This is a genomic window from Streptomyces sp. NPDC102490, assembly GCF_044765285.1.
In the GTDB taxonomy this organism is placed as follows: domain Bacteria; phylum Actinomycetota; class Actinomycetes; order Streptomycetales; family Streptomycetaceae; genus Streptomyces.
On sequence record NZ_JBIWJU010000004.1, the window covers coordinates 65,111 to 91,103 of the forward strand.

Annotated in this window: 28 protein-coding genes and 6 pseudogenes; 13 read left to right on the forward strand and 21 right to left on the reverse strand. The window is 68.2% G+C overall.

Features of this window, described 5'->3' with window-relative positions:
* Positions 1-12 precede the first annotated feature (12 nt).
* From ACIRGB_RS09525 to ACIRGB_RS09535, 3 genes and pseudogenes are all read right to left on the reverse strand, one after another.
* A pseudogene (locus ACIRGB_RS09525) lies at positions 13-1,188 on the reverse strand (transposase); the annotation flags it as partial.
* A gap of 10 nt (positions 1,189-1,198) precedes the next feature.
* Positions 1,199-1,516 carry a hypothetical protein gene (locus ACIRGB_RS09530; protein WP_403860794.1) on the reverse strand — a complete coding sequence of 106 codons (318 nt, stop codon included), beginning with the start codon at positions 1,514-1,516 and terminating at the stop codon, positions 1,199-1,201.
* A gap of 60 nt (positions 1,517-1,576) precedes the next feature.
* Positions 1,577-2,266 (reverse strand): DJ-1/PfpI family protein, encoded by a 690-nt coding sequence (locus ACIRGB_RS09535; RefSeq protein WP_403860797.1) that lies wholly within the window; start codon positions 2,264-2,266, stop codon positions 1,577-1,579.
* A gap of 501 nt (positions 2,267-2,767) precedes the next feature.
* Here ACIRGB_RS09535 and ACIRGB_RS09540 point away from each other — a divergent pair.
* Entirely contained in the window at positions 2,768-3,334 is a 567-nt protein-coding gene (locus ACIRGB_RS09540) for a transposase family protein (RefSeq protein WP_403860800.1), read from the forward strand.
* Positions 3,335-3,538: 204 nt separating this feature from the next.
* On the opposite strand, the gene ACIRGB_RS09545 is transcribed toward ACIRGB_RS09540, so the two are convergent.
* Together ACIRGB_RS09545 and ACIRGB_RS09550 are read right to left on the reverse strand one after the other, a co-directional pair.
* Complete coding sequence (locus ACIRGB_RS09545) at positions 3,539-3,877, reverse strand: hypothetical protein (protein WP_403860803.1); 339 nt, start codon at positions 3,875-3,877, stop codon at positions 3,539-3,541.
* 19 nt (positions 3,878-3,896) lie between these two features.
* Positions 3,897-4,340 carry a VOC family protein gene (locus ACIRGB_RS09550; protein WP_403860806.1) on the reverse strand — a complete coding sequence of 148 codons (444 nt, stop codon included), beginning with the start codon at positions 4,338-4,340 and terminating at the stop codon, positions 3,897-3,899.
* Positions 4,341-4,428: 88 nt separating this feature from the next.
* Between ACIRGB_RS09550 and ACIRGB_RS09555 the strand changes: the two genes are divergently transcribed.
* Complete coding sequence (locus ACIRGB_RS09555; protein WP_403860809.1) at positions 4,429-4,878, forward strand: winged helix-turn-helix transcriptional regulator; 450 nt, start codon at positions 4,429-4,431, stop codon at positions 4,876-4,878.
* 259 nt (positions 4,879-5,137) lie between these two features.
* On the opposite strand, the gene ACIRGB_RS09560 is transcribed toward ACIRGB_RS09555, so the two are convergent.
* Positions 5,138-5,362, reverse strand: a complete 225-nt coding sequence (locus tag ACIRGB_RS09560) for a hypothetical protein (protein ID WP_403860812.1) — start codon at positions 5,360-5,362, stop codon at positions 5,138-5,140.
* Positions 5,363-5,416: 54 nt separating this feature from the next.
* Positions 5,417-5,617, reverse strand: a complete 201-nt coding sequence (locus ACIRGB_RS09565) for a hypothetical protein (RefSeq protein ID WP_403860815.1) — start codon at positions 5,615-5,617, stop codon at positions 5,417-5,419.
* 452 nt (positions 5,618-6,069) lie between these two features.
* Between ACIRGB_RS09565 and ACIRGB_RS09570 the strand changes: the two genes are divergently transcribed.
* The gene (locus ACIRGB_RS09570) at positions 6,070-6,510 is read left to right on the forward strand and encodes a VOC family protein (RefSeq protein WP_403860818.1); all 441 of its coding nucleotides are present in this window, start codon (positions 6,070-6,072) and stop codon (positions 6,508-6,510) included.
* A gap of 729 nt (positions 6,511-7,239) precedes the next feature.
* Here the strand turns inward: ACIRGB_RS09570 and ACIRGB_RS09575 are convergent.
* The 5 genes from ACIRGB_RS09575 to ACIRGB_RS09595 all read right to left on the reverse strand — a co-directional run bounded on the left by ACIRGB_RS09575 (position 7,240) and on the right by ACIRGB_RS09595 (position 11,053).
* Complete coding sequence (locus tag ACIRGB_RS09575; protein ID WP_403860821.1) at positions 7,240-7,671, reverse strand: RNHCP domain-containing protein; 432 nt, start codon at positions 7,669-7,671, stop codon at positions 7,240-7,242.
* A gap of 24 nt (positions 7,672-7,695) precedes the next feature.
* On the reverse strand, positions 7,696-8,076 hold the full coding sequence (locus ACIRGB_RS09580) for an RNHCP domain-containing protein (RefSeq protein WP_403860824.1): 381 nt from the start codon (positions 8,074-8,076) through the stop codon (positions 7,696-7,698).
* Between the two features lie 903 nt (positions 8,077-8,979).
* Positions 8,980-9,756, reverse strand: a complete 777-nt coding sequence (locus tag ACIRGB_RS09585; protein WP_403860827.1) for an SDR family NAD(P)-dependent oxidoreductase — start codon at positions 9,754-9,756, stop codon at positions 8,980-8,982.
* A gap of 150 nt (positions 9,757-9,906) precedes the next feature.
* Positions 9,907-10,665: an SDR family NAD(P)-dependent oxidoreductase gene (locus tag ACIRGB_RS09590; protein WP_403860830.1), complete on the reverse strand. Its 759-nt coding sequence runs from the start codon at positions 10,663-10,665 to the stop codon at positions 9,907-9,909.
* A gap of 121 nt (positions 10,666-10,786) precedes the next feature.
* Positions 10,787-11,053: an Atu4866 domain-containing protein gene (locus tag ACIRGB_RS09595; protein ID WP_403860833.1), complete on the reverse strand. Its 267-nt coding sequence runs from the start codon at positions 11,051-11,053 to the stop codon at positions 10,787-10,789.
* Positions 11,054-11,228: 175 nt separating this feature from the next.
* Here ACIRGB_RS09595 and ACIRGB_RS09600 point away from each other — a divergent pair.
* A pseudogene (locus ACIRGB_RS09600) lies at positions 11,229-11,565 on the forward strand (DUF6924 domain-containing protein); the annotation flags it as partial.
* A 69-nt stretch (positions 11,566-11,634) separates the two neighbouring features.
* On the opposite strand, the pseudogene ACIRGB_RS09605 reads toward ACIRGB_RS09600, so the two are convergent.
* A pseudogene (locus ACIRGB_RS09605) lies at positions 11,635-11,870 on the reverse strand (IS630 family transposase); the annotation flags it as partial.
* Between ACIRGB_RS09605 and ACIRGB_RS09610 the strand changes: the two are divergent.
* The 3 genes and pseudogenes from ACIRGB_RS09610 to ACIRGB_RS09620 form a co-directional block, all read left to right on the forward strand.
* A pseudogene (locus ACIRGB_RS09610) lies at positions 11,813-12,101 on the forward strand (IS5/IS1182 family transposase); the annotation flags it as partial. The pseudogenes ACIRGB_RS09605 and ACIRGB_RS09610 overlap by 58 nt on opposite strands.
* A 501-nt stretch (positions 12,102-12,602) precedes the next feature.
* Positions 12,603-13,619 (forward strand): serine hydrolase, encoded by a 1,017-nt coding sequence (locus ACIRGB_RS09615; RefSeq protein ID WP_403860836.1) that lies wholly within the window; start codon positions 12,603-12,605, stop codon positions 13,617-13,619.
* 156 nt (positions 13,620-13,775) lie between these two features.
* Positions 13,776-14,186: pseudogene (locus ACIRGB_RS09620) on the forward strand (IS5/IS1182 family transposase); the annotation flags it as partial.
* 22 nt (positions 14,187-14,208) lie between these two features.
* Here the strand turns inward: ACIRGB_RS09620 and ACIRGB_RS09625 are convergent.
* The 4 genes and pseudogenes from ACIRGB_RS09625 to ACIRGB_RS09640 form a co-directional block, all read right to left on the reverse strand.
* Entirely contained in the window at positions 14,209-14,397 is a 189-nt protein-coding gene (locus ACIRGB_RS09625) for a hypothetical protein (RefSeq protein WP_403862134.1), read from the reverse strand.
* A 527-nt stretch (positions 14,398-14,924) separates the two neighbouring features.
* Positions 14,925-15,047, reverse strand: a complete 123-nt coding sequence (locus ACIRGB_RS09630; RefSeq protein WP_403860839.1) for a hypothetical protein — start codon at positions 15,045-15,047, stop codon at positions 14,925-14,927.
* A 2-nt stretch (positions 15,048-15,049) separates the two neighbouring features.
* The gene (locus ACIRGB_RS09635) at positions 15,050-15,523 is read right to left on the reverse strand and encodes a hypothetical protein (protein ID WP_403860842.1); all 474 of its coding nucleotides are present in this window, start codon (positions 15,521-15,523) and stop codon (positions 15,050-15,052) included.
* Positions 15,524-15,736: 213 nt separating this feature from the next.
* A pseudogene (locus ACIRGB_RS09640) lies at positions 15,737-15,980 on the reverse strand (hypothetical protein); the annotation flags it as partial.
* Between the two features lie 133 nt (positions 15,981-16,113).
* Between ACIRGB_RS09640 and ACIRGB_RS09645 the strand changes: the two are divergent.
* Positions 16,114-17,160 carry a YihY/virulence factor BrkB family protein gene (locus ACIRGB_RS09645; RefSeq protein ID WP_403862087.1) on the forward strand — a complete coding sequence of 349 codons (1,047 nt, stop codon included), beginning with the start codon at positions 16,114-16,116 and terminating at the stop codon, positions 17,158-17,160.
* Positions 17,161-18,164: 1,004 nt separating this feature from the next.
* Here ACIRGB_RS09645 and ACIRGB_RS09650 read toward each other — a convergent pair.
* Both ACIRGB_RS09650 and ACIRGB_RS09655 read right to left on the reverse strand, forming a co-directional pair.
* Positions 18,165-19,250, reverse strand: coding sequence for an FAD-dependent oxidoreductase (locus ACIRGB_RS09650; protein ID WP_403860845.1), 1,086 nt, complete (start codon positions 19,248-19,250; stop codon positions 18,165-18,167).
* Between the two features lie 81 nt (positions 19,251-19,331).
* Positions 19,332-19,772 carry a MarR family winged helix-turn-helix transcriptional regulator gene (locus tag ACIRGB_RS09655; protein ID WP_403860848.1) on the reverse strand — a complete coding sequence of 147 codons (441 nt, stop codon included), beginning with the start codon at positions 19,770-19,772 and terminating at the stop codon, positions 19,332-19,334.
* Between the two features lie 280 nt (positions 19,773-20,052).
* Between ACIRGB_RS09655 and ACIRGB_RS09660 the strand changes: the two genes are divergently transcribed.
* Both ACIRGB_RS09660 and ACIRGB_RS09665 read left to right on the forward strand, forming a co-directional pair.
* Positions 20,053-20,370, forward strand: coding sequence for a hypothetical protein (locus ACIRGB_RS09660; RefSeq protein ID WP_403860851.1), 318 nt, complete (start codon positions 20,053-20,055; stop codon positions 20,368-20,370).
* Positions 20,367-21,125: an SDR family NAD(P)-dependent oxidoreductase gene (locus ACIRGB_RS09665; RefSeq protein ID WP_403860854.1), complete on the forward strand. Its 759-nt coding sequence runs from the start codon at positions 20,367-20,369 to the stop codon at positions 21,123-21,125. Before ACIRGB_RS09660 ends, ACIRGB_RS09665 begins: the two co-directional genes overlap by 4 nt.
* Positions 21,126-21,526: 401 nt before the next feature.
* Here the strand turns inward: ACIRGB_RS09665 and ACIRGB_RS09670 are convergent, their stop codons facing one another.
* Positions 21,527-21,769: a DUF5133 domain-containing protein gene (locus ACIRGB_RS09670; RefSeq protein ID WP_403860857.1), complete on the reverse strand. Its 243-nt coding sequence runs from the start codon at positions 21,767-21,769 to the stop codon at positions 21,527-21,529.
* A gap of 401 nt (positions 21,770-22,170) precedes the next feature.
* Between ACIRGB_RS09670 and ACIRGB_RS09675 the strand changes: the two genes are divergently transcribed.
* The 3 genes from ACIRGB_RS09675 (at position 22,171) to ACIRGB_RS09685 (ending at position 25,233) form a co-directional block, all read left to right on the forward strand.
* Positions 22,171-22,725, forward strand: a complete 555-nt coding sequence (locus ACIRGB_RS09675) for a DUF6328 family protein (RefSeq protein ID WP_403860860.1) — start codon at positions 22,171-22,173, stop codon at positions 22,723-22,725.
* 324 nt (positions 22,726-23,049) lie between these two features.
* Complete coding sequence (locus tag ACIRGB_RS09680; RefSeq protein ID WP_403860863.1) at positions 23,050-23,412, forward strand: helix-turn-helix transcriptional regulator; 363 nt, start codon at positions 23,050-23,052, stop codon at positions 23,410-23,412.
* Positions 23,413-23,487: 75 nt separating this feature from the next.
* Positions 23,488-25,233 carry a SpoIIE family protein phosphatase gene (locus tag ACIRGB_RS09685; protein WP_403860865.1) on the forward strand — a complete coding sequence of 582 codons (1,746 nt, stop codon included), beginning with the start codon at positions 23,488-23,490 and terminating at the stop codon, positions 25,231-25,233.
* A 129-nt stretch (positions 25,234-25,362) separates the two neighbouring features.
* Here ACIRGB_RS09685 and ACIRGB_RS09690 read toward each other — a convergent pair whose 3' ends face one another.
* Positions 25,363-25,824: an SRPBCC family protein gene (locus ACIRGB_RS09690; protein WP_403860868.1), complete on the reverse strand. Its 462-nt coding sequence runs from the start codon at positions 25,822-25,824 to the stop codon at positions 25,363-25,365.
* Positions 25,825-25,993 lie beyond the last annotated feature (169 nt).

Consider the following 25,993-nt stretch of genomic DNA (forward strand, 5'->3'; position numbering starts at 1 on the left):
GACTTCTTGTTGGCGGATGTGCCGGAAGTCGCGGCGAACACCTGCCGGGGTCAGCCTGTCTGAGAAAACGGGCCCCTCCCATGGCGACGTCGGTCGGCTGCGAGTGGCCGAGCCAGTCGCCGTTGGGTGTAGTCAGCGAGGATCAGCCAGGTCCAGCGGTCCGCCGCCTCGGGGGTGCGGACCGTCGGCCACGTCCGCCGAGTGGCTCCTTGAACAGGCGGAAGGTGTGCTCGATGTCGAAACGACGCAGGTATGCATGCCGGAGTCGATCGCTGTCCGCTTCGGTGGCGTCCGTGCCCGCCCGCCACAGACAGACCGGCTTCGGGTGGCTCCGCTGGGCAGACGATCGATGTCCAGGCGAATCACGGTCCCCTCGACGACAGGGAGTGAGCCGTCGACCGTGGCCCAGGAAGAACGGTGGGTGAGCTTGGGATGGAGCCGGTTCCAGGAGCGTGCGGTGACGGTGCCATAGCGGCGCATGTCGGTCACAGTTTCGGTGTCCAGGGTGCCCCAGGTGGCGGGCTGCCCGAGGACGAACTCGCCGCCGTGCCGGGGCGGCCGGCCCATGGTGTGAGGCTGCCGCGGCGGGGCCGGCCTGCGCAGGACACGGTCCGAACGCATCCTGGCCAGGACCTGAACCGGCAGATCCCCCAGGAGATGGGCCAGACGAGGTGCGTCGTGTCCGGTATCCGCGATGGCGAGGACGTCCGGGTCGCCGACCTGCCACTGGCCTGTGGTGATCAGCCACTCAACCAGTTCGCGCAACCGTCGGGCGGTGACTGTGGCGGTGTCGTCCCCAGGCGCCAGACGCAGAGCATCTAGCGGGGCGGTCCACGAGCTGCGACCAGGCTCCAGCGCACAGACGATCGAGTACAGCCACCCGGGAACGGGAATAGGCTGGTCTTTGCCCCGGCCGTAGGTGTGGAACAGGGGCCGCTCCGGTGATGTCTGGGCGTCCGGCCGCAGCCAGCACGTGACTTCGACGGCCAGGACCAGCCGGCCGTCCGCCGCCCGCGGCAAGAGCACCGATGCCAGGGCCCGCCGCATCTGATCCGCTTCTAACCTGCCCTTTGAGACGGCGGCGTACAGCCCTCCGTGACCACGGCGGTGTTTTCGCCCGGGCGCGGGCCACATCGCCAGAGACCCGGCCGACGGCAACGATGGCGGCCAGTACGTGCAAGGGACAGAAAGTGCTTGGTCACTGCTGGTACTCCGGGGCGGTCCGGCGCTCGCCGGTAACCTTCGAAGACGGAAGGCGGCCGGCCTTGGAGGTGCCCTGGAGGATGTCGCCGTCGACCCTCACGTCGAACACCAGGTCAAGCCGCATGGGCTTGGTGATGGCCTGGGTCCAGGTGAGCCGGTCGCCGTCGAGGGAGAGGTCACCGAGTGGTACGTCCTCGCCGGCGCCGTGGGCGACACCGGTCAGGAGGCCGTCCCGCTCACGGAGTTCGACGACGGCCTTGATTTTGCCGATGGGGGTGGAGATGGACAGGTTCCAGGTGCCATCAACGGACATGTGGGTGTTCCTGACTGTGCAAGGGGATGGTGAGCGCCTCGGTCTGCGAAGGGCCGAGGCTCAGAGGGTGGTGGGCACCGGTCCCTGGGCGCGCCAGACAGTGCCGCGCCGCTCGTAGGAGAAGAGTTCTTCGACGGCGTGCGCGACGCGGGGCCCCACCTCGCGCTCCAGAAGGTAGAGGCCCAGGTCGAGCCCCGAGGTGACACCAGCGCCGGTGACCAGGTCGCCGTCATCCACGATGCGCGCGCGGACCACGTGGGCCCCGGTGGCGTCCAGCATGTCGAGACCCATGTGGTGGGTGGTGGCGTGACGTCCCTCCAGCAGGCCCGCCAGGGCCAGGACGAGCGAGCCACCGCAGACGGTGGCAACCGTGGTGTCCGGGTCGTCCATCGCCTGCTTGAGGAGCGCGGGAAGCTCAGTGGTCAGCGTGCGGCCCAGCAGCACCGGGATGAATTCGTCCTGCCGCCACTCACCGGCGCCCACCTCTTCTTCCGGGACCTCGCCGGGTTCGCCCACACGGCCGGAGGCCCCGGGCACCAGAAGCATGTCCGCACGCTGGGGGTCGAGGACACCGGCGGCGCGCAGCGTCAGTCCTCCGGTGCCGCTGATCACCTCGCGGGGGCCCTCGGCAGTGACCAGTTCGACTGTCACCGCGCCGTCCGACGCCGAGCCGCCGGCGTACAGCACCTCGTAGGGAGCAATGGCATCGAGCGGGTCGAAGCCGTCGTACAAGACAACCTGGATGTGCATGGATGTTCCTTCAGGGTCGTTTTCCCTCGGATGCTGCGAAGTCAACCGGCTGCCGCTGTGATCGCCCAGTGGCGCCAGAGACAGGTTTCGACGGGATAGTGCCAGGCCCTCACAGAAGGTTGAGAGCCGCGATGAACTGGGGCTTTGCGGGTATCGGGCCGGTTCCGCCCGAGGCGTTTCCTCCGGGGCGCTTCGCGGACCAGATGAAGGTCGGTGTGAGGTGGGGTGCGGGGAGGTGGACGGTTGCGGTCTTGTCGTGGCGGGTGGCGGGGCCGCGCCCTTGTCTGTTCCTCTTCCCCCGCCGCTCAGGCGGTGCACGCCGCATCGCCGCCTCCGGCCTGCGGGTCGGCACCAGGCGCATGCGCGTGCGGTGTCGGCCGGCGGGATGGCTCGTCCTGGCTGAGGCCGTCGTGTTGGCCCTGGCGCCTCAGCTCGGCCGGCACGGCAACGGCTCCTCAGATTGTCCGGGCGAGCACCGCGCATACGCGTTCGTGATCGGAGATGGGTACCAGATGGGGTCAGCGCCTGGCCGACCTCGCCGGCGGCAACGACGTCTCGCGCACCACCGTGGACCGGTGGCTGAAGGAGATGATCGAGGTGCTGGCCGCGAAGGCGCCGCGGCTTCAGCGGGTGCTGGCGAAGATCGTCTGGGAGGGCGGGGGCATGGTCCTCCTCGACGGATCGCTGATACCCGGCGAGCGCCGAGCGGGCTTGCCCATCAAGCGTCGCTGGTCGGCCAGGGATAAACGGCACGGGCTGCTGGTCATCGCGCTGACCGACGTGCGCGGGCGGCTGTCGTGGACCTCCACAGCCCGGCCCGCCCACGGTTCGGAGATCACCGCCTGCCGCCACGACGACCTGGTTGGCCGTCTCCGCGCGGCGGGCCTGGCCGCGATCGCCGACCTCGGCTTCGTCGGCCTGGACGACGACCGCGGCCCGGACGCCGACCCGGCGGTCATCACCGGTTACAAGAAGCCCAGGGGTAAAAAGCTCCCGCCCGCAAAGAAGCTGGTCAACCAGCTCATCGCCGCGAAACGAGCGGTATGCGAGCACGCGTTCGCCACGTGAAGAACTCGCGCGTGCCGACCAAGCTCCGCCTCGACGTGAAGTGGGCCACCCGACTCGTCCGGCCCCTGATGATCCTCACCCAGCACGAAATCGCCCGCTGACCGACGATCTTCACCCCAGACAGGCCCCAACGACCAGCGCGAGCACCACATCACCCGTCCACGCCACCACCGTGACCAGCACGAGCACGTCCAGGCTGAACGTTCATGCGGGGAGGGCGTCTCCTGGGAAGCCGTGGCACGGGTGAACCTCGAAACGCATCATCCCCGCTCGCACGCAGGGGTCCCCGGCCATGATCTCCGCGGCTTCCTCGGTCGGCACGGTCATGATTGCGACGCCGGCCACAGTGTCGGAGGCGACCGGACACAGGATCGCGATCACCCCCTCAGCGCGCAGCGACACCATGCGTCGCTGGTGTTCCAGTTCGATCGCGTCCGCGCCGTCCATGGTCCGCTCCTGCCCCCACTGAAGGAGCGCCAGGCTGTAGGGCTTCGCGGTCGCGGCCAGTGCCTGAATCTGTTCGTCGGTCACGGTCGTGCTCATGATGTCTCCCTACTTCTCGCTACTTCTGAATGCGCTCGGCCAGCGAGACGATGATTCCTTCGGGCCCGCGGACGTAGGCCATCCGCCACACGCCCTCGTATTCGCCCATGCCTCCCACCAGGCCGTAGCCGGCGACTGCGGCCTGGTCGACCGCGGCTTGGAGGTCGTGCACCTCGAAGGCGACGCTGCGCAGGCCCAGCTCGTTGGCCGGCGCGGCAGGCGAACCCGGGAGGTGGTCCGGCCGCGTGAAACTCGAGAGCTCCAGCGTCGTGCCTCCGCCGGGCGGTCTCAGCATGACGATCTCAGTGCGGGCGTCGGTCATGCCGATCACCGTGTCCAGGAACTCCCCTTCGACGGCCATCTTCCGATCGGCCTCCAGACCGAGGCTGACGAAGAACGCCGTCACGGCGTCGAGGTCGGCGACGGTGATGCCGACGTGGTCGAAACGCCTGATGAAGGTCATCGGATCCCTTTCGGTGATTCTTTAAGAGACGCCGAGGACGGTAGCACTCAAGGTTCCCTAAGGGAACTCAACTTGCTAGATTGCCGCCATGCAGCGAACGCAGTTCGGACGGATGACGTGTTCCATCGCGCGCACCTTGGACGTGATCGGCGAGCCTTGGTCGCCGCTGATCCTGCGCGACGTGTGGGCCGGGGTGCACCGCTTCGCCCACATCCAGGCCGACCTCGGGATTTCCCGCAAGGTACTCACCGAACGGCTCAACTACCTGGTCCAACAGGGCGTACTCGAGCGGCTGCCCTACGACGCCCGCCCCCGCTACGAGTACCACCTCACCGCCAAGGGCGCCGACCTCGTCGAGACGCTCATGGTGATGGCGCGGTGGGGTGACCGCTGGCTCGCCGGCGAGGCCGGGCCTCCCGTCCTGTACCGCCACCATGCCTGCGGGCAGATCGGCCACGTCGACCCGCGCTGCAGTCATTGCGGAGAGCCGATGCACGCCGACGACGTCGACCTCCTCCCGGGCCCGGGTTCAGCCTGATGATCAAAGGCCGTGCCGCCGGCCACTGACAGACGATCTTCGCCGCGGACAGCGCCCACGATCAGCATGAGCATCCCGGCGACCGATCACACCAGCCTCTTGACCTGCGGCTTCAGGATGAACGGAACTCATTTCGGCTCAGCGGCGACTCCGGGTGGCAGGTCGGGACGGGCAACCGGTGTGGTGAGCATCGGCTCCGGCAGCGTCCCGGTCATGCCTGATGCCTTCCAAGCACGCTCGCTCTGTGTGCGCCTATGGGTCAAGCGGCACGGAAATCGTGAGCCGGGCCGCCGCGCCATTCCACCCACCGCCCGTCGTCCAGAACGGCCTCCGCGTCGTCGATGCCGGTGCCTTCGAGGAACACCACCACGTCGTGATCGCTGTAGGCGGTGCCGAGGATTTCGTCCCGGCCGTGGCGGCGCACGCTGACCCGTCGGCCCCCGGAGATCGAAGGCCGATGCACGACGATGGGCGCACGGCTCACTCCTCCAGGGTGCCCCTGCCACCCCGGAAGCGCGAGCAGCGCGCGAGGGGGCGGTCAGCGGCCGGCGTCGTTGATGCCGGAGGCCGGCTGCCCCACGACGTCGAGCACGCCCTGCCCGAACCCGGTCGGCGCGACGAGGACGCCGAAGACAAGGACGATCAGCACGGTCAGCTTCTCGTCGTCGCGGCTGCGCGCCTCGGTCCTACGGCGCAGCCGCACGACGATGATGACCGCCAGCAGCAAGGATGGCCGCATCTATCCGCCAGATCGGCCGGTTCAGCCGCCTTGTCTCCCGGCTCGAACCCCCTCACCGCTCAGCCCGACTCAGGTGGCGCGGAGCGTCCTCCCCCAGCGCTGGACTGCCTTGGCGTCGCAGCTCGCACAGCGGGAAGCGGGCCCCGGAGCCGTATTTGCGGGTCGGCCTATGACACGTGGAACACGGGCCGATGCGGTCGCCGGGACACGTGCGCGCTGATGTGTCCGGCTCGCTGGTGGGCGGTACGGGGGCGGTCATCGTGTTTCCTCTCCGTTCTGGTCCGTTCTGGCTGCCTTGTGCCACCGAGCCATGACGTGTGCCAACGAAATTTGAGCGGTGCGGGCCGCTCGCTGAGATTCGTAGCGGAGGATGTCGAGAACGTGCCGCTGGCTCCGTCCCAGGGACATCAGCGGCCACCACCCGGCCGCACACGGAAGAAGGAGAAACCAGCATGGCGATTCAGCGGATGGACAACGTCGGCATCGTCGTCGAAGACATGGCCGCCGCCATCGCGTTCTTCGTGGAACTCGGTATGCAGCTGGAGGGCAGGGCGGAGGTCGAGGGCCTCGTCGCCGACCAGTGCACCGGACTCGACGGCGTCCGCTGTGACATCGCGATGGTCCGGACCCCTGACGGTCACAGCCGACTCGAGCTGGCGAAGTACCACAGCCCCGAGGCGATCAGCGACGGGCCGCGCAACCGGCCGCACAACACTCTGGGCACGCACCGCGTCATGTTCGCCGTCGACGACATCGAGGACACCGTTGCCCGCCTACGCACCCGCGGCGCCGAGCTCGTGGGCGAGCTGGCACAGTACAAGGACAGTTACCGGCTCTGCTATGTCCGCGGTCCTGAGGGCATCATCGTCGGACTGGCCGAGCAACTCGGCTGAAGGCCGACGACGGTCCGGCGGGCCCGCAACCCTCCGGTCACCACTTCTCACGACAGGTACGGCCCGTGCCATCCGAACTTCGGTGGCAGTCGTCCCCGCCGACGCGCGGGTGCTCCGGAGGGGCGCGAGGCCGCCAGGTCCAAGGCCCTGAGCAGCGCCGGTACAGGTGCAGTGACCGGCGGGGCAGCTGTGATCCTGGCCTCCGCCCGGTGAAGGTCAGGAGTATCGGCGTTGGGTTGCGACACTGGTCTCTGCGCTTGCTCCTCTTTTCACGATCACATGATCCAGGCCGGGTTCTGGGGGATCAATGAGCTTCCCAGGGACCGCCTCTCTCCATCGGCCGTTGAAGGGGAGGGCGGGGAGCATCTCAGCGCGGCAAGTGGCAGCCACTCGGTCGGGACAGATCGGCCTTGCGCCCGTTCGACCGGGCGGCGACGGCGAACAGGTTGGTAGATGCGCCCTGTCCGTTGGAGTACGCCTCACGCTGCTGCGCCGACCACGCGGACGCACCGACTGGCAGGGGGCGTTGACGGCGGCAGGCGGCACTGACAGTGCTCTGAGACCTGGAGAAGGGGCGAAGCGTATGGGCACATCCGCGCTCGTACGCTTCGCCCCTTCGTGCGGCCTTGATGCCACACCCGCGCGAGCAGGGTGCAGAGCGCCGCAGAACTGGAACAGGCGGCGCCTGCCCCGGTTCTGCGGTGTGAGGGCCGCGAGGTGCTGCTCAGGTCACAGTTGGAGCAGCGTGCGGTGGGCGAAGCTGGTGTCTCTCAGCGGTTTCAGGGCGAGGCGCACCAGTTTCAGTGCGTTGTCGTCGCCGGCGATCCGGTTGGCGCTGAGCTCACCGCAGGACTGGCACAGGTGGATGATCACCCACTCACCATCGGGCCGTACCGACATGCTCAGCGCTTCCATCCGTCCACGGCAGGCTGCTGCCCGGTCCCCCGGGATCCGGAGGTCGACGTGCAGGCTGGCCAGGCAGTTCGGGCAGTGGTTGCGGTGGCTGGTGCCGGGCGCATCCAAGGACACATCCAGGCGGCAGCCCACACACCTGAACTCGTGTCGCCGGTGCCCTCCCTGGCGGTGCAGGACGTCCTTGTGCCGCTGTGGCCGCCGTGTTCTCCGCGTACGTCTGCTGGAGTTGTTCGCTCGTCCGGGCATGGGGGGTCTTCCTCCTTCCAGTTTTTACAGGTCGCCGAATGCTTCGAGCGGGAACGGTGGTTGTGCCAGCGGCCGCACGGCCATGCGCATCAGGATGAGCTGGTTGTCGTCGGTGCAGATCGGGTTGGAGGTCAGCTCGTCGCAGCGCACGCAACGGTGGATGACCATCCAGCCGCCGGTGCGCAGCACGGCGACGGAGATGGGCGACATCCGGCCCTGGCATTCGCTGGAGCCACCCTCGACATGGTCGAGAACGTGCTGCGAGTGCAGGCACGACGGGCAGTGGTTTCGCCGTGTGCCGTCGCCAGTGGCGGCGGACACCGTCAGGCCGCACCACGCACAGGTGAAAGTGCCGACGAGAACGGTGTGGGGGGTATTGGAGCGAGTGTTGTTGGTACTGGACACCCGGAGGGCTCCTTGCTGAGAAGTCGGTCATGACAGCAAGAGCAGGCCGAGCGGGCCTCGCCGAAGAGGCCCCCGTATACCGCAGCGCGCGGGGACTACGGGGTGTGTGGGCAGGTCAGAGCACCAGAGAGCCGCGTCCGGCAACCGTCGGAGTGGGACGGGGGCAGGAGGACGTGATGGCTGGAGCCGCACAGCGAGGCACGCGCGGCGTAGGCCGGGGCACAAAACTCACTCCTTCCGGGGCGCAGCAGGCGCGAGTAGTTCGATGAGTCGCCCGACAGTAGCAAGGGGGCGTAAGCGGCCGTCAACGGATTATCGGGCTCGCCACTGCGGTGAACAGCGAGGACGTCGTGAGGAACGCGGGCCTGCGATGTCTGCGCCGTTCGCGTCCCTGCGCGAGATCGTCATAGTCGTCGGGGGGGCGTCGCTGGTGCGCATGCGACTGGTGCGGGTAATTCGGTCTTCCGGAAGGGAAGCTTGTCCCGGATCGGCAGGCGCAAGGCTCCGGGAAGGCTGAAGCTCTGTTCATGAGAGGTCCCCGCGTTGCCCGGCCGGGGCAAATGTTTTCAGGTGATGCCACGGTCTGTGTGGAAGTGGCGGACAGGCCACTCTTGGGGATCGGAGGAGATGCGCGATGACGGTCGTGGTGACCATCGCTGTGTGCGGTGCCCGACTCGTTCGCATCTCTCGGGTCTCGGCCTGACGTTCCCTCTGCTGCCTCCCCTCTGCGGGAGTGGTTCCGGCATGCCTGCCGTCCGGCGGGACCCCCCGTTTGTGAGAACGCGAACCGAGAGCGCGTGAACACTGCGCGACTCGGGCACCTCCCGTTCACATCATCCGGTGGAAGTGCCGACGACCACGGCCTCCGCGCCGTGGTCGCCAGATGTGCTGTCTGTTGCGACGCTAGATCGCGGTGAAACCGCCGTCAGCGGCGACCACGGCTCCCGTGACGAAGCTGGAGCGGGGCGAGACGAGGAAGCACAGGACTTCGGCGATCTCCTCGGGCTGCGCCACACGTCCCAGTGGCTGAGCGGCGGCGAAGGACGCCAGGTAGGCACGGCTGTCGGGGCGGATCGTGTCGAGGAAGTCGGTCTCGATGACGCCCGCGGCTACGAGGTTGGCGCGGATGCCCAGCGGGCCGCCCTCGACGGCGAGCACCTTGGTCAGCTGGGCCAGAGCGCCCTTCGACGCACTGTAGGCGACGCCTTCGGGCAGGGCGACGGTGGAGGCGTACGAGCCGGTGCTGACGATGGCGCCGCCGCCGCGGCTCTTCATGGTCCGGAATGCCTCGCGGGCGCAGAAGAAGGAGCCACGGGCGTTGACCGCCATCACGGTGTCCCAGTCCTCGGCCGTGGTGTCGGTGATGGGTTTGTTCTGGGTCCGCCCGGCATTGTTCACGAGGATGTCCAGTCCGCCGAAGGCTTCCAGGGCCGTTGCCACCGCGCGGTGGGCGGTCTCCTCCTGGGTGATGTCACCGTTTGCCGCGACGACGCCGGGAAACTCCCCCGCCAGGTTCCTGACGTCGGGGCGGAGGTCGAGGGCGACGACCCGGGCACCGCGGGCGTGGAGGAGGGCCACGGTCTCCCGGCCCACCCCTCTCGCGGCTCCGGTGACGAGGGCGATCTTCCCGGCGAACTCGGTGGATTCGGAGGGTGCGGCGGATGCGGTTGCAGGTGTCATGGTGCGGTCCCTGGAGATGGTGAGTACGGGCGCCGGTGCGGAGAACCTGGGCACCTGAAGTGCTGTGCAGTGGTGCGGTGCGCGGACCGGGTGGGTCGCGCTGTTGACGCCTTCACGGGAGGCCCACGTGAACGTCGTACGGCTGGGTGTTCAGTGCGCGGTGAGCCCGCCGTCGACCACCAGCTCCGTGCCGGTGACGAACGAGGAGTCGTCGCAGGCCAGGAAGAGGATCGCGGGTGCGATCTCGTCGGCGCGGCCGGCTCGGCGCATGGGGGTGCGTTGGATGTCCGGTTGCTGGTCGCCCTGTTCGTCCAGGAGTTCCTGGATCATCGGCGTGGCGATCACGCCGGGATGCACCGAGTTGATCCGTACTCCCTGCCGGGCGTACTCGACTGCGGCGGTCTTGCTCAACAGGCGCACGGCCCCCTTGGACGCCTGGTAGGCCGCAGCAGCACCGCTTCCTACCAGGCCGAGGACTGACGACGTATTGATCACCGAAGCGTTGCCGTTCGCGCGCAGGAGCGGCATCGCCGCCTTCATGCCGAGCCATGTGCCTTTCTGGTTCACGTCGATGACGCGGTCCCACGCCTCTTCCCGTGTGTCCTCGATCCCTGGCCAGTCCAGAATGCCGGCGAGGTTCACGAGCACGTCCAGCGTTCCGAATCGGTCGCGTACGACGGTGATCACTTCGTCCCACTCCCGCGCGGAGGAGACATCGAGGCGAGCAGTGACGACCTCCGCGCCTTGTGCTCGGATCCGGTGGGACAGGTCCCGCAGGGGGCCTTCGGCGATATCGGTGATCACTAGTCGGGCGCCTTCGCGGGCGAAGAGTTCGGCGGTCGCTGTGCCTAGGCCGCCGGTCGCGCCCGTGATCAGCGCGATCTTGCCGTCAAGTCGTTGTCCTGTCATGGATGTGGTCCTTCATTCTCGTTGCTGCTGCTGACCGGCTGGCTGACCGCTGTGCCGGGACTTCTGGGTCCGCCGACGGCGGATTCGCCCCCGGTGCCCGGAGCAGCCGTGGCCGGCCCCTCTACGACGACTTCTTCTCCCGGTAGAGCACGAGGTGCTCGTGATAGAGCACCCCGCCCCGGATGTCGCCCGTGGCGGTGAACCCGGTGTCATCGATGTAGTCCAGGTGGCTGCCGGTCACCGTGTACCGGCCGGTGTACGCGCTGCGCCGCTCGCCGCGGGCTTCGTCGTAGCGGCCGTCCGGCAACAACTCCTGACGGATGTGACCGTCCGCGGTCACCCACATCCCGACCACGTCGACGTGGTCGCCCTCAACAGCCCCGGCCATGGCGGACTCCTCTCCTCGAATGGTGCGGTCCTTCCTGCACCGCCGAGTCTGGGCAGGTCAACGGCCATCAACCAGGGCGCCTGCTGCCTGGGTGTGGCTCACCCAGGCAGCACACCGGGCCACCGCCTAGTGCTGTGACCGGATTGGTTCACCGGGTTGGCCGTACTGTCCGCGCATGAATCGGTTCCCCAGCGCTTTGGAAGTCCTCGTTGTGCGCGCCGGCTTCTCGGCAGAGGGTGCTTGGGAGGCGCTGCGGGAGGCGCTGTTCTCGCCCAGCAAGGACGGCTTCTTGGCCAACGTCGCGCTTGTTGATGACCGGAGGTTCGAGAGCCTGTCACCCGACCAGGCCCTCGACCTGATCCCTGCGGAGTACCAGCATGCATTTCTGGTCCTGGCGGATTCAGTAGCTGTGGCCTCGACTGAACGGCCACTCCTCGTGGTGGAATTGCAGACTGAGCGTCTGCGTTGTGGCAGCCGAGTTGTGGAGCATCGAGAACAACCTCTCGGGCGCGAACATGGACTTCGAGGAGTTCGCCCACGCCGTCGACGACGACGGCGTGTTCCGGGGGTTTGAGTCACTGGCCGCCCTGTCGCCGCGGGGTGGCTGCGGTAGCGGGAGTCGGCACGGAGTAGCAGCCGTGAAAGTAGATGACGCCCTGGGTGCGGCGGTAGGTCGCCGGCAGGCGGTCGGGCTGCCCTGTTTCGTCCAGCAGGAGCCCGGCGACCCCCTCCAGGTCGTGGTCCGCTGGAAGGTTATGCCGCTGCGGGCGAGCAGGCACCACAATGCCTCGCGGCCGATCTGGATCACGTGTACGCGCTCTTCGACGCGCTCCTGAACGCGGGGCGCGTGCCCCGGACCGGTGTCGGGCGGCCGGGCCGACGGCAGACCGCCGGCCTTCGACCGCGACGTCTGCAAGGTCCGCAACGTCGTCGAACGCTGCTTCAACCAGCTCAAAGAGTCCCGCGCCGTTGCGACCCGCTTCGATAAACTCGCCGTCCGTTACCGGGCCGGTCTCCACCCGCAGCTCTCATGCTCTGGCTCCACGAATCACAAAGCTGTCGAGCTTCCCGCAGCAGGCCCGGAATCAACTCGTCGTGCCCGGCCCGGGGCAGGCGTGATCACCTCGTGCCAGGCGGCTCCGGCGGTATCCCCACGGCCACACTCTTCCCATTCCTGGCACCTATGAGTGCGGACTCACTGCATCAGGCGGTCCGCGCCGGGCGGTGGACGACCGGTGCTTGGGATGCCCTGGCACCCCAGGGACCCGCCGAGGCCGATTCCACCGAGTCTGCTCGACGCCGGCTCCCGTCGTCCTCGGCCTCTGGCGCCCCCGACTCATCCGCCCTGAGGCAGTGCTTTCAAGTCTGATACGGCCGGGCGGAACTATGCCTCGTCTATGCGTCGGAGCGCGTCCGCGAGGACTGGTGGCCGACTTATGGCCACGCTCCGAGGCGCCCCGGCCAGCCTCGATACGGTCGACGGCCAGGAACGGACGCACCGCCGAGGCACCTGGCGATCTCGAACTCTGATTCGATTATCATCTCATCCGTGCATGAGAACCCACGTGTTCGGCGACGCGGACGCTCCCGTCGGGAGCAACGACGTCGCCGCAGGGCCAGGCGACGCCGCATAACGTGGACCGTGACATCGGTCGTGATCCTGGTCGGCGGCGTCACCACGTATGCCATCACCGGGAGCGACTCCGGCGAGTCGCCCGCTCCCGCCCGGGCGAAGACTCCGTCCTCACCAGGCGACTCGGCCCGGGCGAAGGCAGGCGAGGCGCCTGCGGACGCACCGGAACCACTGCCGTCGCCCATCCCGGCACAGAAGTCATTCGACCTCCAACCGGCTCTGGCTCCCGTGACCGCGCTCTTCGGCGCCAACCGGATGTCCGTGGCGATGCTGGACGTCGACAGCGGCGCCATGGCGACGTACGGACACGACGCCTTCGACACCGCCAGCATCGTGAAGGTGGACATCCTGGCTACCCTGCTGCTCCAAGCCCAGGACGAGGGTCGGAAGTTGAGCACCGAGGAGCGTGCCCAGTCCGCTGCCATGATCCAGAAGAGCGACAACGCCTCCACCAGTGCCCTGTGGACCCGCATAGGCAGTGCCCGCGGGCTCGACGCGGCCAACGAACGACTCGGCCTGTCCCAGACACAGGGTGGTAAAGGGACCGTGTGGGGCATCACCCAAACCACAGCGGAGGATCAGATACGCCTGCTCCAGTCCGTGTTCGGCGACAAGTCGCCCTTGAGTGAGGCGTCGCGTGCCTACATCCAGGACCTGATGCGGCACGTCGTGGGAAGCCAGACCTGGGGCGTGTCCGCGGCAGCCGACTCGGGCACGACAGCGCTGAAGAACGGGTGGCTCAAGCGGACTCAGACCAAGAAATGGGACGTCAACAGCATCGGTCGGATACAGCATCAGGGCCGCGTCTATCTGATGGCGGTACTTCTCAACGGCTGCAGCACCCAGGAGGTCGGCATCAGCATCGTAGAGCAGGCGTCGCGCGCGTCCGCGACGGCGTTCTCCCGACAGCTCAGGGAGAAGTCCACCACCTGACGCCCCGGCATCGCATGCTCGCGAGTGGCTTCACCCATCCGTGCCCGTAGATGGCGACGGCCGCACTGGGCGCCTGAGTCGCCCCGAGCGGCATCATGCGACCCACCACCGATGCCTCAAGACCTCTGCCGGGTAGTGCTCCCGGCCGGGGCTTTCTCGGCGGTGGCGTGCCGACGGCGTCTGCGGGACCGGACTGAGGCCGGCGTCTGGCCCAGCCTGCACGAGATCCTCCTCGCGGAACCCCGCAGAGCCGACCTGCTGGACATGAACGACGCCGCGGTCGACGGCTCACATGTCCGGGCCCTGAAAGGGGGCTCACACCGGACCTTCACCAGTCGACCGCGGCTGTCGGGGCAGCACGACGTCACCCAGCTCATGCCCCTGCTCGACGCAATACCCCGCAGCCGCGGCCTGGTGGGCGGGCCCGTCACCGACCACGGCGGCTGCTCCCCGACCGCGGCTATGACTACGACAAGCACCGCCCACGGATCCGGCATTGGCAAGACCAGGCGGGTCGTCGAGCTATTCTTCGCCTGGCTCCCCCAGTTCAAGCGCCTGGGGACCCAAACCTCATCCTGAAATGATCAGTTTAGAAGAAGTGCTTGCGTCCACCGACCGCGCGACCGGTCGCACCCAGGATCCACAGGATGGCGCCAACCAGAATGAGGATGCCACCGATCGTCGTCAGCAGACCCATACCGACAAGCAGACCGATGATCAGCAGAATAAGCCCAAGAATGATCATTTCAAATCCCATCGTCAATTCCGACTCAGGCACCTATACGCACCAGCGTCACAAGGGCCTGAGTTTGTCCCTTGGTTGGTAGATCCCGACCAGCTCCACATGCCAGAACCTCGGTGCGATAGTCCGGGTGCCCGGCGACACGGTGTTCACACCCTCCTTCGAAAATTCGTTCAGTACGCCATCTCCTCGACCGAACCCCGCTCCGGTAAGGCCCCCTCCATGCTGGACCCTCACCAGCCAGCGCCGGGTGACGGTCCATGGCCGCAGGCTGGTTCGGTGGCTCGCCTCGAACCTTCCTCGGCTCGTGACACCGCCAGCCCTTCCAGGGACACCTACGGCTCCTGCGAGAAAGCACCGCCGCGAAGGAGTAGTCCTGTTCCGACTGGAAGGTTCGGCAGGCCGTGCTCCTTCACGGGCAGCACGGCTGAGCCGCTCGCTTCGGGAGGGTACGTCGGGTACGTGTCTGTGGCGTTGGAGCCGCAAACGGTGAACGTCGACCGTACTGACAGTTCACTCCTCACCCGGTGCACCGACCAGTCCTCCGGGGCCGGTCACGCTGATCACGGGGCGACGTTCTTCACGGTTACCCGCGCACTGCCGCTGACCGGACGGTTCACGCCGTCGTCAGCGGTCAGCGTGACGGTGTAGGTGCCGTCATCGGTACAGGTGAACCCGGTGTTCACGCTCAACTGGTCCGTGAACGTGCAGGTGGGTTCCCCACGTCCACGTCCTCGCCCGCGGTAGAGGACCACTCGGCTTCCAGACGGCCGCCATCGTCGGAGGCAGCCCCGTCGGGCCACGCCTGTGAACCCTCGTTCCCGGTGGCGTCGGGCCCGGCATGCACCATCGGGGATGAGTCGTCCGGATCACCGTTCATGGGAGCAATGGTGGGCATCCGGTCCCCGTCGAAGCCCCAGTTGCATTCGTGGGTCGGATCCAGCACCTTCTCCCCCGGAATGTTCGCGTGCTCCGCCTCCAGCTCCCACGTCGGGATGCCTGTCCGCCCCGGTATGGCATACAGCAGGTGGCAGGCCAGTTGCTTGAGCATCGACTCGCTCTGGTCCGCGATGGCGCCCGAGGGCAGCGGTGTGCGTTCCAGGAGTTCGTCCCGGGTCTCGTCGAACGAGCCGACGCGTCCGTACGCATTCGTGGTCGGCACGATGGGCGCGATGACGGTGTCCTTACCGGTGGTACCGACCTCGTCGCGGCAGACGCTGGAGTGGACGGAGAACAGGTCGTCTCCCTCATGGTCTCGGGGCGCAGCCGATCTTCACCATGTGGGTGCGATGGGGAAATCGGGCAACAGGCGGTCGTCCGTGAGTGCCGCGATGCGGGTCCTTGTGTCTTCGGTGTTGGCCTTCTGCAACGTTGACTACCGCGGCCGTATCGGCTGTTCAGCGCCTCCCGCAGCGCGCGCGACCTGGGGACGTGCCGAGGTGATCACGACGGATGTGTAGGGCATGGTGACGTGGCCGCCGAGCTTGTCGATCGCGGCCCCGGCGCTGTCCAGGACCTTCGCCATTCTCACGGGAGTACGTGCGCTCCCAGGCGAAGCGCCACTGTTCCGGTTCGCTGAAGCTTCCGGTCTGACGGATTCCGTCGGCGATTTTCGCGAACCCTTCCCCCTGGACTGCATCAGGCAGCGGCCTCCTCCTCTGTCGGTTGCCGCAGCGGAAAACCGGAGCACAGCCCCCTGCGCACGATGGCGTCCAACCGCATAGAAACGGGCCGATGGAGCACATCTCCTGCATGGGAACAGTGGTGCACGTACCGCAGACGAGGGACATGATCGGTGACGAGTTGTCCGGAGACGAAGCGTGGACCGCGCTGCGCCGCTACGGGGGCCGCCGGCTGGTGACCGACGCGTTCCTGCGCTTCCGGTACGCCGACGGATTCAGCTTCGCACGGGCCCTCGCCTTCCAGTTGGTGATCGGGATGGTGCCGCTCGCCATCGCCCTGGTCGGGGTCTCCGCGGCCATGCACACAGAGAGCGTCGGACGGCTGATCGAACTGACCTTGAGCGAAATCGTTCCGGCGGCCAGCGCCGAACTCGTGCGCGATGGCTTGCTGGCAACCCGCACGCATGCCGATGCCGACACGGCGGGCACCGTGGCCATGTGGCTGGGCCTCGGTTTCGCCGTGCTGAACCTCGCATCGGCCATGGGCCAGGTCGAGCGGGGGTGCAACCGCATCTACGGGATCGAACGCGACCGGCCGTTCCTGGAGAAGTACGGCCGCAGCCTGCTGCTGGCGGTCGGTGCGGGCGGACCGCTGGTACTCGGATTTCTCGTGACGGTGGCCGGCGAGACGGTGGGCAGGGCGGTGACGGAGGTGTTCGGCTGGCCCGGTGCCTGGCTGAGTTGGTGGGACTGGGGGAAGGTCCCAGTGGGCGTGGCGCTCGCCTGCATGGCATCGGCTGTCGTCCTGCGGTGGGCGCCCCGGCGCAGCCAACCAGGCTACACCTGGCTGGTGTTCGGGTCCGTCGTGCAGCTCGTCCTGTGGATCACGGCTACCTGGCTGCTGGCCCTCTACGTGGGGCACAGTGGGTCCTTCGGCTCGCTGTACGGGCCGCTGACCGCCCTGATGGCCCTGTTCCTCTGGGCCAACCTGGCGGGCGTAGCGCTCTTCTTGGGTGTGGCCTTCGCGGCCCAGCTGGAGGCCGCCCGGGCCGGCATCACCAGGCCCGTGCATCCGGATCCCGGTTCCGGGCCCTGGTCCACTGACCAACTGCCTCAGCAGCGGATGGACAGGGATCAGCCGATGACGCCGGCGAGGCGGCCACGCCAGAGTTCCTAGTGCGCCGACCACGCCCCTTCGGCGAACGCTCCGGTTCGGTGGCCGTGCCCGGCGTGCGGTGCGGCGCACGAGCTGCGGCAGGCGTGCCTCGACCTCGTGCCGGTTGAGGCGCTTGGTGTGGGCGTGGTGTGTCCCCGCGGTCTGCGCGGCTTCCGGCCCTGCGCGATGCCTGCAGCCTGTTGCAGCGTGATGAGTTCGGCAGGCAGCTCCCTCGTGGTCTGGTCGTCCGCACGGCGTGGTCTTCACGCTGTCCGAGGATTGGGGTGTCGTCTCAGGGTTCGTGGGCGGGTGTGCAGCCTCGGCGGCTGGCGTGGCCGGCTGCGGGGGCCGTGCGGCCAGGAGGGGACGGACTGCCGGGAGGAAGTCCGGGGCAGACGGGTCCTGTGTGACGGGCGGGGCGGTGGGCGGCTGGCAGGCGGGGCGGTTGCGGCTGGCTCCGGTCGCTGGGGGGGGCGGGCGTTCGGGAGGCCGGGAGGTGTCGTCGATGTCCAGGTCGTTCAGGCGGTCGCGGTCGGCACTGGTCAGCAGTGACACTGCCCGGCCTCCCGGCGCGGAACCGGATGGGCGTCATGGTGCCGGCGGTGTCTGGCGGACCATGCCGTCGAAGGAGACGTCGCGGGGGCTTGGCGGTGGTGCGGGCGAGACGCTCAGCGACGGCCCCGTCGGCCAAACGCGCTTCACTGGTGAACAGGCGGTGTTCCGACCGTGCACTCTTCCCTGCCGTGAGGCGGCACGGTGGGAGATGCGTGCTTTCAGAAGCACGGCCGGTGTGTGACCTCCCCTCGAATTCCTGCGCCCTGGGCCCAGGCGTCAGCCGCAACGTAGGCCACGGAACTGCCTGACCGCAGTCACGGTCCGCCGGCTACGCTCCCGGCGACAGTGCAACAGCTGCCGCTGCACACCGACCCCCGCTGCAGCACCGCCTCGATCACCGGCCTCGTCAAGGGCGCCCTCGCGCCCTTCACCTCGCCGTATCGACATGAGGTGGGTAGTGCTCGCTGTGGTCAGTGGGGTTTGAATTCGGGGTAGTAGGCCGCGGCGGCGGTTGCGGTGTCGATGTTCCGTGGGAAAAGCGCGGCTTCGTAGGCGCGGATGGCCGCGTCGATGTCCTTGGGCTGTTGGGCTATGGCGTTGCCGAGCTGGCCTGCGTCGAAGAGTGCCCAGTTCGCTCCTTCGCCGTCCGGCGGTGCCAGGTGGGCGGCGTCTCCGATGAGTGTGGCTCCGGGTACATGGTCCCAGCGGTGCCCGATGGGTAGCCCGTACAAGGGGCGGAAGATCGGCGGGATGTCGCTGTCCGCGACCAGAGCGACGAGTTCGGGCGCCCACCCCTCGAACATCGCCGCGACGGTGCGGGCGGCCGCGGGGCCGTCCTTGAAGTCGATGCCGTCGAACCAGTCGAGCGGCTGGTCGAACATGGCGTAGGAGTGCAAGGTGTCCGCGCGCTCGCGCTGCACGCCAAGACCAATGCGGGTGGTTTCGTCGTAGGCGGTCATCGATCCGCCGCCGACCAGCGCCAGGGTGGCAGGGTGCCGGGTGTTGCTCCCATACAGGTATGTCTCGATCATCGAGCGTCCGGCATAGGCGGGCGTGGCATCGGAGAGCAGGGGTCGGACCCTCGACCAGGCGCCGTCGGCACCGACGAGGATGTCGGTGACAAGCGTCGCTCCGTTGGCGAAGGTCACTTCGTGGCGGCCGTCAGCGAGGGTCCGGACACTCCGGGTCTTGTGCCCCCAGACGATAGTGCCGGCGGGCAGGGATTCCAGCAGCAACTGTCGCAGTTCGCCCCGCTGTACCTCGGGGCGGCCTCCGGCGGGGTCGTCGGGCTGGTCCGCCAGGATGGTGCCGTCAGGTGCCACGTCGCGGGATGCCTGGCGGCCTTCGAGGATGAGGGATCGGAAGCCGTCCATCAGGCCGGTGGCACGGATCCCGTGTTGTCCGTTGTAGTCGTGGATGTCGAGCATGCCGCCTTGGCCACGGGCCTGAGCAGACGTCTCCGCCTCGTACACCGTGGACGGGATTCCATGGACTGCCAGGGTTCGTGCCAGTGTCAGTCCCGCGAGACCGGCACCGATGATCGTGATCTGAGCCATACATGCGTTCCTTACTGCTGGTGAATGAGCCTGCGGCCCTGACCGCGAGGCTCCGGGCGCCGTGCGGGGCAGTAGAGCGGATCAGGGAGAGCTGGGTGGTTCGATCCGGGAGGCGAGCTGTTCCAGGAGTTCATGGAGTCGTGCCCGCCCTGTGGCACCCAGCGGCGCGAGGATCGACTCCTCGACTCGGTCCATGGCCTCTTCGAAACCCTGGATCAGTTCGGAGCCCGCTGCAGTGACATGCACCCGACGGCTTCGCGTGTCGTCCTCCTGCGTCCGGCGCTCCACGAGTCCGCGCCGCTCGAGTCCGGCCAGGAGCCGCGAGACGCTCGGCGCACTGGTACGCATGGCCCGCGCGACGTCACGCTGAATGGCCTCCGGATTCTGCGACAGGTACGCCAGCACGGCGCTCTGCTCGTGCGTGAGGCCGCGTTCCCGTATCCAGTCGTCAGCGGAGCGTCGCTGCGCCCACACAACCCACCGCATCAGCTCCAACGTGTCCTCTCGTCTCACACCGTTCATAGTTAACACGCTAACTGTTGCAGGGCTAACGGTCAAGCCTCCGTGAGCAGGGGTGCGATGCGCTTCTCAGTAGGCAGGCGAGGTCCTGGCGACGACGGCGGTGCCGGCAGCCGATGGCTCTGTGCCGCTCGGGCAGGTGTCGGCCGAGGAACCGCGGGGCTGGTTTGGAAACGACTCAGTGCCGCTCGGCCAGGCCGGCCACCGGTTCCATTCCTGTCAGGCATGAAACGAGAACAGATGAATCTTGGACGGGCACGGAAAATGCCTGTTCCCTGGAGGCATGATCCACCACACGATGATCGTAGCTTTCGATGATCCGATTCCCACGAGTGAGCTGGACGAGTACCTCAAGGAGTTCGAGGAGCTCGTGATGGGTTCCGGTCTGGTCGAGTCGGTCGCCACCCGGCACCACCTCCGTGTTCCGGGCGACGATCACGCCCCAGTGGCCGTCGCCAGCGCCGTCCTGCAGCTGCGCCTGGCCGACCTCGACGCCCTCAACGCGACCTTCACCATGCCTGGGGCCGTCGACCTGATCAAGCGCTGGCAGAGCCGTCACCCGTACAAGGCGGTCTGGGTCAACCACGAGCCGCTGGCATGAGCAGTTACGCCGGCAAGGCCGGTCTGGTGACCGGCGCCGGCAGCGGAATCGGGCGCGCCGCTGCGCTCGAGTTCGCCCGGCGCGGGGCCGCGGTCGCCGTGCTCGACCTGGACGAGGGCAGCGCCCGGGAGACCGTGGGGCTGATCGCGGAGGAGGGCGGCCGAGCCGAGGCCGTGGCCGTTGACATCGCCGATGAGAACTCCGTGCAGCGAGCCGTGACTCAGGTCGTGGCACCGTTCGGTCGGCTCGACTTCGCGGTGAACAACGCGGGGATACCCTCGACCGGTCAGGTCCTGACGGAGATGCCGGTCCACGAGTGGGAGCACGTGCTGCGAGTGAACCTGACCGGCACGTGGCTGTGCCTGAAGTACGAACTGCCCGTGATGAAGCAGCTCGGCGGCGGGGCAATCGTCAACGTCGCCTCCAACGGCGGCCTGTACGCGATCCCCGGCGCCCCGGCGTACGTGGCCAGCAAGCACGGGGTCGTCGGCCTGTCCAAGGTGGCCGCCGTCGACTACGGGCCGGACAACATCCGCGTGAACGCGCTGTGCCCGGCACTGACGAAGACCACCATGTTCGACGGTGTCGTCGCTTCGGCCGACGCGCAGATGGCCGAACAGCAGGCGACCGTGACTCCGCTGCGCAGGCTGGCGGACCCCGAGGAGGTCGCGGCAGCGGCAGTATGGCTGTGCTCGCCAGGGGCCTCCTATATCACTGGCGCGGTCCTGTCTGCTGACGGCGGCCGACGGGCCTGACCGGGGAACGGACGGCGGTGGGGCCGCCGCAGCCGCCCCGCTCCCCCCAAGTAGTCGGTCGTCGCCGGGGCTTGGCCGGGGCAGATGCGGATGCGGCCGCCACGCGTCCCGCTGAGCGGCTTCCCGTTCCTCACGGCACCGTTCCTCTTCCCTGTCGGCCCGGCGGCCGTGGGCGAGACGGGCGTCCCGGCGAGCGATGCCGATCGCGTCCAGCAGCGGCTGGCGGTGGTTGTGGCCGAAGCGCCAGAGATGGGCTCGGCCGGGCCGGGTCGCGCAGTTCCTCCAGCTTGGTCGCCATGCTGGGCGCCGCGTGAGACCGGTGATCCGGCCCATCTGGTTCTCGCCGGAGCGCTGGACGGCCTGGTGGAAGATCCGGGGCAGCACTCCGGCGAGAACCCTGGCTAGGCAGCCAGCTCCTCTTCGTCCTGGGAAACGGCCGTACGGTCGGTGTATTGGTCGAGCAGGGCGTCCGCCGTGGTCAGGGCGTCCTCGGCGGTGCGAGCTCCGGTGATCACACACAGCGTGTAGGTGGCATCGTCGAGTGCCCTGCGGGTGCGGCCGGTGGGACACACGTCGTATTCCTTGCGCGCGTGGGCGAACCGAGCCAGCACCGCACGCAGTTCCTTCTCCGCCGGAAGGATCATCGTCTTGCCTCTCCCCTAGGTGAATCCCGCCCGCGCGGCGGCCGACCGCCGCACCGCGAGGCGGTGACTGTCTCCATCTCCCCGGTCCCCGCAACTCGGGCAGGACCGCGTCAAACAGAATCCCGAATGCCCCGTGTCGAGAGGTCCATTCCGACCTCCTGGCCAGAATTGCGGAAGCAGGTACGACGAAAGACACCGCAACACTCGCCGGCCACTGCCGCCTCATCGAATGCGGCGTCCAGCGGACGGTCTCCGACGCAGGAGGCGCGAGGCGCGACCGTGGCCTTCCCCCGTCTCCTTGCTCGTACAGGACGAAACCCATCGCATCATCACCGTGTGCGGCATGCGACCCGCTTCAACGGGCATATGAACGGACCACAAGCGGAGGGAAAAACACAGACATGACGACGGAGTCGATCGGGCGGCCGCAGGCAAGGGCCGGCGGGTGCTGTACGTGCGGAGGGCACGGCGACGTCGCCACGGACGAAGCACCGGAGACGCCAAGCGAGCGGGTCAACCGTCGCTGGAACGAGATCATGCAGGAAACGCGCGTCGCTCAGACCGGAGTCCAGATCCTGTTCGGCTTCCTGCTCAGTGTCGCGTTCACGCCGCTCTTCCGTGACCTGGACACCTTCGACCACGCCGTCTACGTCACCACCGTCGTCTCCGGCGCCACGGCCACCGCGTGCCTGATCGCCCCGGTCTCCATTCATCGCTTCCTCTCGGGGCAGCGGATGAAGGACGAGATGGTCGAGGCGGCGCACCGGCTGATGATGTGCGGCTTGCTCCTGATGGCCCTGACCATCGGCTGCACACTGCTTCTGATCCTGCACGTCGTGGTGCCGGGACTCTGGGCGAAACTGCTCGTCGGCGGCGTGATGACGTGGTTCGCGCTGTCCTGGTACGCCCTGCCCCTGTGGCTTCGCCGCCGGGCCGCACGGCGTGCGGCCCGTTGACAGGCGCCGCAGTCCGCAGCAGAAGCGGAAAGAAGTAGCGAAGTAAGGAACGGAACAAAGGGATGTCACACCCGCAGATTCGCCGTGGAGAGCAGGCCGTTGAGCGGACGGCTCTCCCCAAGCCTCAATGGCAGAACCTCTTCACGGCCCCCGCCTACGGTCCCGAGGTCGGCGAGGACCTCGACCATGACGAAGCGCTCCTCCCCCGGCGTCCGCGACAGCGCCGCGGTGGACGGGGCCGCATCCGGGCCGCCTGAGTATCGGAGCCGGTCCGCCACGGCGGACCGGCTGCGTTCCCGCCGGGATGATCAGTAGAATCAGCGCATGGCAGAGGCACCTCAAGCTCACGTCGGATGGACGTTCGTCACCAACCACGCCCGCGTGCTGGCCGCCATCGCCGACAACCCGAACATCCGGATCCGCGACATCGCCGCCCGCTGCCGGCTCACCGAGCGCGCCGTCCAACGGATCATCTCCGACCTCGAACAGGACGGCTACCTCTCCCACACCCGGGACGGGCGCACCAACACCTACCGCATCCAGCCGGACCGGGTCCTGCGCCACCCCGCGGAAGCGGGCCTGACCGTGGCCTCGCTCCTCTCCCTGCTCGTACAGGACGAAACCGACCGCGGACGACCGTCCGGGACCACGCTGTCGCGTTTCGCTCACACGAGCGGTGCGCGATAGGGGGCAGGGTCGCAGTTCGCCCACGAGGCGCCACCCGTGTTGCACCGGCACCGCGTGCCCTGACAGCATGCCGTCATGGACGGTCCTCCGCGGCGCGACGGCCGGACGCCACACGACTCCCCCGAGCCCCGGAACCGGCCGCGGCCCGGTGCCCTGCTCCACCTCACGCTGGACGACGTGAGCACGTCCGCCATCGTGCTGGACGACGACGGCGCCATCGTCGCAGCCAATGACGCGGCCCTCAGGATGCTGGGCAGAAGCCTCTTGGAGCTCGTCGGAGAGGACTTCCACGACCTGCTGCACCGGGACGACCACGGGCACACCATGCCCCGCACCAGCTGCCCGCTGCGCAGAGCGCTGCTCGAAGGCAGCACCAGCCACGGCGACACCGGGCGGTTCGTCCTCGGGGACGGCTCCCTCGTCCTGCTGTCCTGGGTGGTCACCCCCTACGCACTCGGCGCGCAGGCGCCGGGCGGGCTCGTACTCCTGTACGAACCGACCGGAGTGACACTCGCCAAGGGTGATGAAGGAGCCCCTGCCCCCCTGACGGAACTGGAGCGCCTGGCCCTGCTGGCGGAGACGACCACGAGGCTCACCTCTACGCTGGACGTGGACGAGGCGCTGCACCGGCTGGTGGCCCTGACGGTGCCCCGGCTGGCGGACTGGGCGGTGTTCGACCTGCTCACCGAACGCGACGAGGTGACGCGCGCGCTGGTGATGGAGCACAAGGACGGCGTCCTGGTCGAGCGGGAGGATCTTCAGGGGCCCATGCCACCGGTCCCGGACGCGTCCCCGATGCCTCTGTCCAGGGCGCTGCGCGGCGTCGCCTCCTCACTCGCCGGCCCCTCCACCTACCAGGGCGAGCCCGACTCGGGCATCGCCGTCGAACAGCACCGTCTCTTCACCACCACGGGCATGCATTCCGCGATCATCGCGCCCATCCGCGGCCTGCGGGACGTACTCGGCGCCCTGACCCTGGGTCGCTCGCAGCGCCCTGACGCCTTCACCGCCGCGGACCTGCCGCTGCTGGAGGACCTGACGCGCCGCACGGGTCTCGCCCTGGACAACGCCCGCTTGTACCAGCGCCAGCGCAAGGTCGCCGAAACCATGCAGCGCCATCTGCTGCCCCAGCTCCCCAGCGTGCCCGGCCTCGAGATGACCACGAGGTACGTGCCCGCACCGCACGCCTCCTCCGTGGGCGGAGACTGGTACGACGCCTTCGCCCTGTCCCCCGACGCGCACGCCCTGGTCATCGGTGATGTCGTCGGACACGATCTCGACGCCGCGGCCGGCATGGCGCAGGTACGCAACATGCTGCGTGCCTTCGCCTGGTCCCAGCCGACGGCCGACCCGAGTGCCGTGGTCAAGCAGCTCGACGAGGCCGTGATGCACATCGCCGAGGTCCCCATGGTGACCATGATCCTCGGCAGGATCTGTCGCGGTGACGACGATCTCTGGCATCTGCGGTGGACGAACGCCGGTCATCCGCCGCCCCTGCTCATCACCCACGACGGGCAGGCCCGCTATCTGGACGACGCCCACGGCCTCCTCCTCGGCACCGGGGCCGACAGGCCGCGTCCCGACACCGTCACCGTCCTTCCGCCCCGCGCGACGCTGCTGCTGTACACCGATGGGCTGGTTGAGTCCCCGCACCATTCCATCGACCGGGGACTGGACCGGCTGCGCCGGCACGCGGCATCCCTCGCCCGCCGTCCACTCCCCCGTTTCTGCGACTCCCTGCTGCACGGGGTGCGACCGGACGACAACGACGACGACGTCGCCATGCTCGCCTTGCGCACGCCGGACCGATCCCAGGAATGACGCTCGTTGGTACGGCGAGCTGTGGTGGCTGCTGCCCGGACACGCGGGTGGGCCCGCCGCCTACCTGAGGCGGCGGGCCCACCCGCGTTGCGAGGGCGCTCGGCCGGTGAGCGCAGGGCGGTGGCGTGGTCACTCACCCGGCCTGATGCGCCCGCGCCAAGCTCCCGACTCGTCGCCGCGCTTTTCGATGTACTCCTTGAAGCGCTGCATGTCGCCCTTCACCCGCCGGTCGATGACTCCCAGCATGTCGCCGGTCTTCTCCGCGACGCCGGTGGGCTCGACGTCCATGACGAGTTCAACCCGGGTGTGCGTGTCGTCCAGGCGCTGGAAGCGGACAGTGCCCTTCTGGTCGGTGTCACCCGTCGTGGTACGCCACGTGATGCGCTCGTCGGGGAGCTGATCGACGATCTCGGTGTCGAACTCACGCTTCACACCGCTGACTTGGGTGACCCAGTGGTTGTGCCGCTCGTCGAGCTGCCTGACCTCCTCGACCCCCTCCATGAAATGCGGGAACTCCTCGAACTGGGTCCACTGGTTGTAGGCGGTGTGCACGGGAACCTCGACGTCCACCGCTTCCTTGACCGTGCTCATCTGAGAACTTCCCTCTCTGTAGCGTTCGTTGCTGCCAAGAGGCTGAGCTGACGTCCGGCCAGAGCCCTCGGCACGATGAGGCGAGTACCCGAGGACCAGCCGTAAAACGTCGATCCGCCGACGCGAACCGTGCGAGGGCCACGCCCCAGACAATGAAGGCCAAGCGGCG

Excerpts from the sequence above, each read along its gene's own strand:
- ACIRGB_RS09555 (WP_403860809.1), top strand. The coding sequence starts at position 4,429 with ATGCAGCGAACGCAGTTCGGACGGATGACGTGTTCCATCGCGCGCACC.
- ACIRGB_RS09540 (WP_403860800.1), top strand. The coding sequence starts at position 2,768 with ATGGGTACCAGATGGGGTCAGCGCCTGGCCGACCTCGCCGGCGGCAAC.
- ACIRGB_RS09530 (WP_403860794.1), bottom strand. The coding sequence starts at position 1,516 with ATGTCCGTTGATGGCACCTGGAACCTGTCCATCTCCACCCCCATCGGC.
- ACIRGB_RS09685 (WP_403860865.1), top strand. The coding sequence starts at position 23,488 with ATGGACGGTCCTCCGCGGCGCGACGGCCGGACGCCACACGACTCCCCC.
- ACIRGB_RS09660 (WP_403860851.1), top strand. The coding sequence starts at position 20,053 with ATGATCCACCACACGATGATCGTAGCTTTCGATGATCCGATTCCCACG.
- ACIRGB_RS09585 (WP_403860827.1), bottom strand. The coding sequence starts at position 9,756 with ATGACACCTGCAACCGCATCCGCCGCACCCTCCGAATCCACCGAGTTC.
- ACIRGB_RS09590 (WP_403860830.1), bottom strand. The coding sequence starts at position 10,665 with ATGACAGGACAACGACTTGACGGCAAGATCGCGCTGATCACGGGCGCG.
- ACIRGB_RS09650 (WP_403860845.1), bottom strand. The coding sequence starts at position 19,250 with ATGGCTCAGATCACGATCATCGGTGCCGGTCTCGCGGGACTGACACTG.
- ACIRGB_RS09690 (WP_403860868.1), bottom strand. The coding sequence starts at position 25,824 with ATGAGCACGGTCAAGGAAGCGGTGGACGTCGAGGTTCCCGTGCACACC.
- ACIRGB_RS09550 (WP_403860806.1), bottom strand. The coding sequence starts at position 4,340 with ATGACCTTCATCAGGCGTTTCGACCACGTCGGCATCACCGTCGCCGAC.
- ACIRGB_RS09670 (WP_403860857.1), bottom strand. The coding sequence starts at position 21,769 with ATGATCCTTCCGGCGGAGAAGGAACTGCGTGCGGTGCTGGCTCGGTTC.
- ACIRGB_RS09545 (WP_403860803.1), bottom strand. The coding sequence starts at position 3,877 with ATGAGCACGACCGTGACCGACGAACAGATTCAGGCACTGGCCGCGACC.
- ACIRGB_RS09645 (WP_403862087.1), top strand. The coding sequence starts at position 16,114 with ATGGGAACAGTGGTGCACGTACCGCAGACGAGGGACATGATCGGTGAC.
- ACIRGB_RS09535 (WP_403860797.1), bottom strand. The coding sequence starts at position 2,266 with ATGCACATCCAGGTTGTCTTGTACGACGGCTTCGACCCGCTCGATGCC.
- ACIRGB_RS09665 (WP_403860854.1), top strand. The coding sequence starts at position 20,367 with ATGAGCAGTTACGCCGGCAAGGCCGGTCTGGTGACCGGCGCCGGCAGC.
- ACIRGB_RS09675 (WP_403860860.1), top strand. The coding sequence starts at position 22,171 with ATGACGACGGAGTCGATCGGGCGGCCGCAGGCAAGGGCCGGCGGGTGC.
- ACIRGB_RS09680 (WP_403860863.1), top strand. The coding sequence starts at position 23,050 with ATGGCAGAGGCACCTCAAGCTCACGTCGGATGGACGTTCGTCACCAAC.
- ACIRGB_RS09595 (WP_403860833.1), bottom strand. The coding sequence starts at position 11,053 with ATGGCCGGGGCTGTTGAGGGCGACCACGTCGACGTGGTCGGGATGTGG.
- ACIRGB_RS09570 (WP_403860818.1), top strand. The coding sequence starts at position 6,070 with ATGGCGATTCAGCGGATGGACAACGTCGGCATCGTCGTCGAAGACATG.
- ACIRGB_RS09575 (WP_403860821.1), bottom strand. The coding sequence starts at position 7,671 with ATGCCCGGACGAGCGAACAACTCCAGCAGACGTACGCGGAGAACACGG.
- ACIRGB_RS09655 (WP_403860848.1), bottom strand. The coding sequence starts at position 19,772 with ATGAACGGTGTGAGACGAGAGGACACGTTGGAGCTGATGCGGTGGGTT.
- ACIRGB_RS09565 (WP_403860815.1), bottom strand. The coding sequence starts at position 5,617 with ATGCGGCCATCCTTGCTGCTGGCGGTCATCATCGTCGTGCGGCTGCGC.